Raw genomic sequence first — 4,166 nt, 5'->3', positions numbered from 1 at the left:
GTAGAGCACCACCATGCCCGCCGCCATCGCGAGCACCATCTCGACAAAATGCCAGACGAATGGCAGTACCCCGCGCCATCGGCCGGGTCCGGGGGGCGCCGTCCTCGGCCGGCAGGTTGACTTCGCCGGTTCTGACAGCTTTTGCGTCATGACGCTGACGGCGGGTGCTGCAGGGTCACATGATGGGCCTGGTGCACCCACCCGTCTTCGCGCCGAACGAGGACGTCGGTCGCGGTGCCGGCCAGCTCGAAGGCGTGGCCGGCATGCTGGCCACGCTCGGTCCAGTCATAGGCGCAGACTGCCACGATTTCCAGGTGAAGGACCGGTATGGCCGTAAGTGACCAGAAGTTGATCCTGGTTGCCTCGCCAAAGAAGACGCTGGCCTCGGCGATGAAATGTTCGCGGGTGGTCGTGCGCCCGGCCGGGCCACCCGACGCCAAGTAGTCCGCCGCGGTCAGTTGCTGGAGCGCGGCGAGGTCTTGGTGTCAACCGTCATGAAATTCCCCAGGGGTGCCGTCACGTAATTCCCCAGGTTGGCCCTGCCTGTCCGGTTGTACCGGACGGCGGCCGGTGGTGTCGAGTCGGCTCGCCCGGGCGGTCGACTGGCGGCGCCGGGTTTGCCGGGTCGGCCGAGGAGTTCGTCGGGTCCGCGCAGGAACCCGCCGGCGTGGCCGGCAGAGGACCGCTTCAGTCGCCGGGGGGTGTGACCGACGGCGGGCCGGTCGGCCAGGCCGACGATGGGCGCTGAGCGCGGCCGGAGCCGGTGGATCGTGTTGCCTTCATCAACTGGTCGATCGTCGATGCGTGGTGCGGTCGGGTTGGGTGGCGCCCAGGTGGGCCAGTTGCTGTTGTGCGGCGGCCAAGACGTCGGCCAGGTCGTGCGCGGCGTCGCCGGCGTCGACCAGTTCGGCGGCCGCGGCGGCGATGATCGGGTCGGGGTCTGTGCGGGTGTCGGACCGCAGACGACCGGCGTCGTGTTCGGCGTGCAGCCAGCGGTCGAGCTGGTCCAGCAGTTGTGGGAGCCGATCGACGAGCAGTGCCAGCTCGGCGACCAGCCGGTAGAGCTCGGCCGGCCCGGTGAAGGCTCGGGCGTCGCGGGTGCGGTGGTTGAGCTCTTGGACGGCCTCGGCGGCCTGCTTGGCCAGTTCCAGGGCGGACGGGTGGGTGGTCAGGGTGCGGTCACTTCGAGGGGACCAGGGGTCGGTGCTGATGGCGGTCATGTCAGGTTCTTCGTTCTGCGGCGGCGGCCGCGTAGACGGTCGGATCGATCGGTTCGGACGGGATGGTCTTTTGCCGCGCAACGCTTCTGCGGCGACTGAAGCGGCCGGGCCCAGGGGTGGATGCGTTGCTGACGGGGTCCGCGGCGAGGCCGGTGGGCGGGTCGTCCCCACGCCCGGGACGCTGCCCGTGGTCGGTCTGCGTCCCCGCGGCCGGTTCAACTGCGGCCGTGGCGGCGACGCCGTGCGCTCGGGCAGCATCCTGGGTCTGTTCGCCGGCTGTGCGGACCTACCGGTCGGCGGCGGCCGGTGGTGTCGAGGCGGCCCGCCCGGGTCGTTTGCGGGGCCGGTAGGACGGTCCGTCGATGAGGACTTGGTGGCTGGTGTTGATGAGACGATCCAGCAGGGACTCGGCGACGACGGGGTTCGGGAACAGCGGGTACCAGTCAATTGGCTTGCGGTTGCTGGTCAGGATCAGCGGGCGGTGGTGCACGGCCCGTTCGCTGATGAGTTCGTAGAGGTCGTCGGCTTGCGCGGCGGTGTGCTCACGCAGTGCGAAGTCGTCCAGGATCAGGACGGTGGGTCGGGTGTACTCGCGGACCCGGGCGCCCCAGGTGCGGTCGGCGTGCCCGCCGGCGAGGTCGGCCAGCACCCGGCTGGTCTTGGCGAAGCGGACCTCGCCGCCGCGGCGGGCGACCAGGTGGCCCAGGGCCTGGGCGACGTGTGTCTTGCCCACCCCGACGGGCCCGAACAGGATGACCGATTCGCCGGCGGCCAGCCAGCGCAGGGCGGCCAGGTCGCGGATCTGCGGGGCGGGGATCTTCGGGTTGGCGGTGAAGTCGAACCCTTCGAGGGTGACCTGTTCCTCGAAGCGGGCGCGGCGGATCCGGCGGGCCAGGGCGGCGGTCTCCCGGCGGGCGATCTCGTCCTCGCACAGGACCTGCAGGAATTCCAGGTGTCCGAGGGTGCCGTCGCGGGTCTGGGCCAGCCGGGCGTCCAGGGTCTGCAGCATCCCGGTCAGCTTCAGGGTGCGTAACGCGTCCCGCAGGGATGGGTCCAGGATCGTCATGACGTGGTGTCCTCTCGATGAGAGTTGAAGGAAGACAACAGGAACGAGGTGGCATGGGGAGGTGGGCAGGGGCCGGCGAACCGGCCGCAGCGCCGGGCCGGGGCGAATCGGTCGTCGGAGCGGGGATCAGCCGAGGAGTTGCTCGGGTCCGCGCAGGAACGCGGGCGTGTCCGCGCCGGCGCCGGCGGTGTGGTCGGCCGGCGAGGCTTCGGCGTGGACGGCGAGGAGCCCCTTGATCGTCTTGTAGCGGGGGTCGCCGACGGCCAGCGCCCGGGCGCAGGCCGCCTCCAGCCGGTTCGGGCCGATGCCGGGACGGCCGGCCAAGCCGATGATGCCCTGCGCCGAGCGGAGCCGGTGGATCGCGTTGTGCTCCATCAGCTCGTCGATGACGGCGGCGGTGGCCGGGCCGATCTTCTCGGCTTCGTTGCGGCACCAGGTCGGGGTGCGCATGTGGAACGCGATCTTCTCCGGCGGGTAGTGCTCGAAGTCGGTCGCCCGTCCCTTGGGCATCTGGATGTGGGTGGCCACGACCTTGTTCTCCTGCAGGATCTGCACCGTGCCGCCGGCGGTCCGGGCGTGCAACTGCTGCCCGATCAGCCGCCACGGCACGGAGTACAGGGCCGGACCCACCTTCAGGTGACAGTCCACCCCCACCTTGCCAACCGACCAGGTCGCGAGGACGAACTCGTTACGCGGCAACGGCTTCAAAGCCTGCGCCTCGACCGCGTCGAACACCGACCGGGGTGTGGCGCCGTCCAGGCTGCGATGCTTGCGGACGTTGGCGACCCCGTCGCACCAGGCCACGGCGGCCTGCTGGATCTCCTCCAGGCTGGTGAACTCCCGGCCCCGCCAGAACGAATCACGTACATAGGGCATTGCCCGCTCGACCCGGGCCTTGTCCTTGGGCTTTCGGACCCGCGCCGGGTCGGGCAGCACGCCGTAATGGGTGGCCAGCTCGGCGTAGGCCCGGTTCATCCTCGGGTCGTACAGGTCGGGCCGGTCCACCCCGGTCTTCAGATTGTCGGGGACGAGGCGAGCCACGCAACCCTGAAAGTACTCGAACGCGAGCACATGACTTGCACACCAGGATGTTTGGTCCAACCGAAGCACCGGGTGCACAAACATCAGCCGAGAACACGCCAGCACCATCACGAACGCCCACAACGTCCGCCGCCGGTCGGTGGCCGGGTCGACCCACGACCCCAGAGCGCCGTAATCGATCTGCGCCTCGCTGCCCGGTTCCACCGGCGGCCGCGGCGGTGACGCCTTGCTGCGGGCGACCTGTTCGACCAGGTTCGCGTTCATCCACCGCCGCACCGACGACTCCGACGCCCGCACACCGTGCTCGTCGGCCAACCGCTGACTGATCGTGGCCACCGTGACGTTCTGCCCCAGCTGGTCGACGATGTAGTCCCGGTGCGCCTCGATCTGCGGCCAGGTCACCTGCCGCAGCCGCCGGTCGACCACCTCGGGGAACCACTCCGCGATCCGCTGCTCCCACACCTGCTCACCGGCCGGCGGGCCGCCGGGCTCCAGGCCCCGCTCGGCCAGCGGCGCCGTGTACTTACGCACCGTCTTCCGGTCGAGGTTGAGGCTGTCCGCGATCTGCGACTGCGATCGGCCCGCCTCCCAGTGCGTGAACAACTCCAGCAGATCCACCACGTCGAAACTCCTCCTGCCCATCACCGCTCCCGTCCGGGCCTCCTGACGGCCGGCAGTGAGCGTGAACCACGAGCAGGACCCACCGGACGATGACGCGCCGTCGTCCCCATGGGGAATAACGTGACGCACCAGGGTGGGGAATTACGTGACGGAAACCCGCCCCCACCTGGGGAATTTCATGACTGCTGACAGTCTTGGTCCTGCATGGCCTGCCACCA

General features: G+C 69.9%; 4 protein-coding genes. All 4 read right to left on the bottom strand.

The window, feature by feature from the left end:
* Nucleotides 1-146: 146 nt before the first annotated feature.
* The 4 genes from VF468_00295 to istA all read right to left on the bottom strand — a co-directional run bounded on the left by VF468_00295 (nucleotide 147) and on the right by istA (nucleotide 3,948).
* Nucleotides 147-440: a hypothetical protein gene (locus VF468_00295; GenBank protein ID HEX5876766.1), complete on the bottom strand. Its 294-nt coding sequence runs from the start codon at nucleotides 438-440 to the stop codon at nucleotides 147-149.
* Between the two features lie 342 nt (nucleotides 441-782).
* Complete coding sequence (locus VF468_00290) at nucleotides 783-1,220, bottom strand: hypothetical protein (protein HEX5876765.1); 438 nt, start codon at nucleotides 1,218-1,220, stop codon at nucleotides 783-785.
* Nucleotides 1,221-1,506: 286 nt separating this feature from the next.
* Entirely contained in the window at nucleotides 1,507-2,286 is a 780-nt protein-coding gene (istB, locus tag VF468_00285; protein HEX5876764.1) for an IS21-like element helper ATPase IstB, read from the bottom strand.
* 126 nt (nucleotides 2,287-2,412) lie between these two features.
* Nucleotides 2,413-3,948 (bottom strand): IS21 family transposase, encoded by a 1,536-nt coding sequence (gene istA / locus VF468_00280; protein HEX5876763.1) that lies wholly within the window; start codon nucleotides 3,946-3,948, stop codon nucleotides 2,413-2,415.
* Between the last annotated feature and the right edge of the window lie 218 nt (nucleotides 3,949-4,166).

This window comes from Actinomycetota bacterium, assembly GCA_036280995.1.
Classification (GTDB): domain Bacteria; phylum Actinomycetota; class CALGFH01; order CALGFH01; family CALGFH01; genus CALGFH01.
This window is presented reverse-complemented; position numbering and strand designations above follow the sequence as displayed.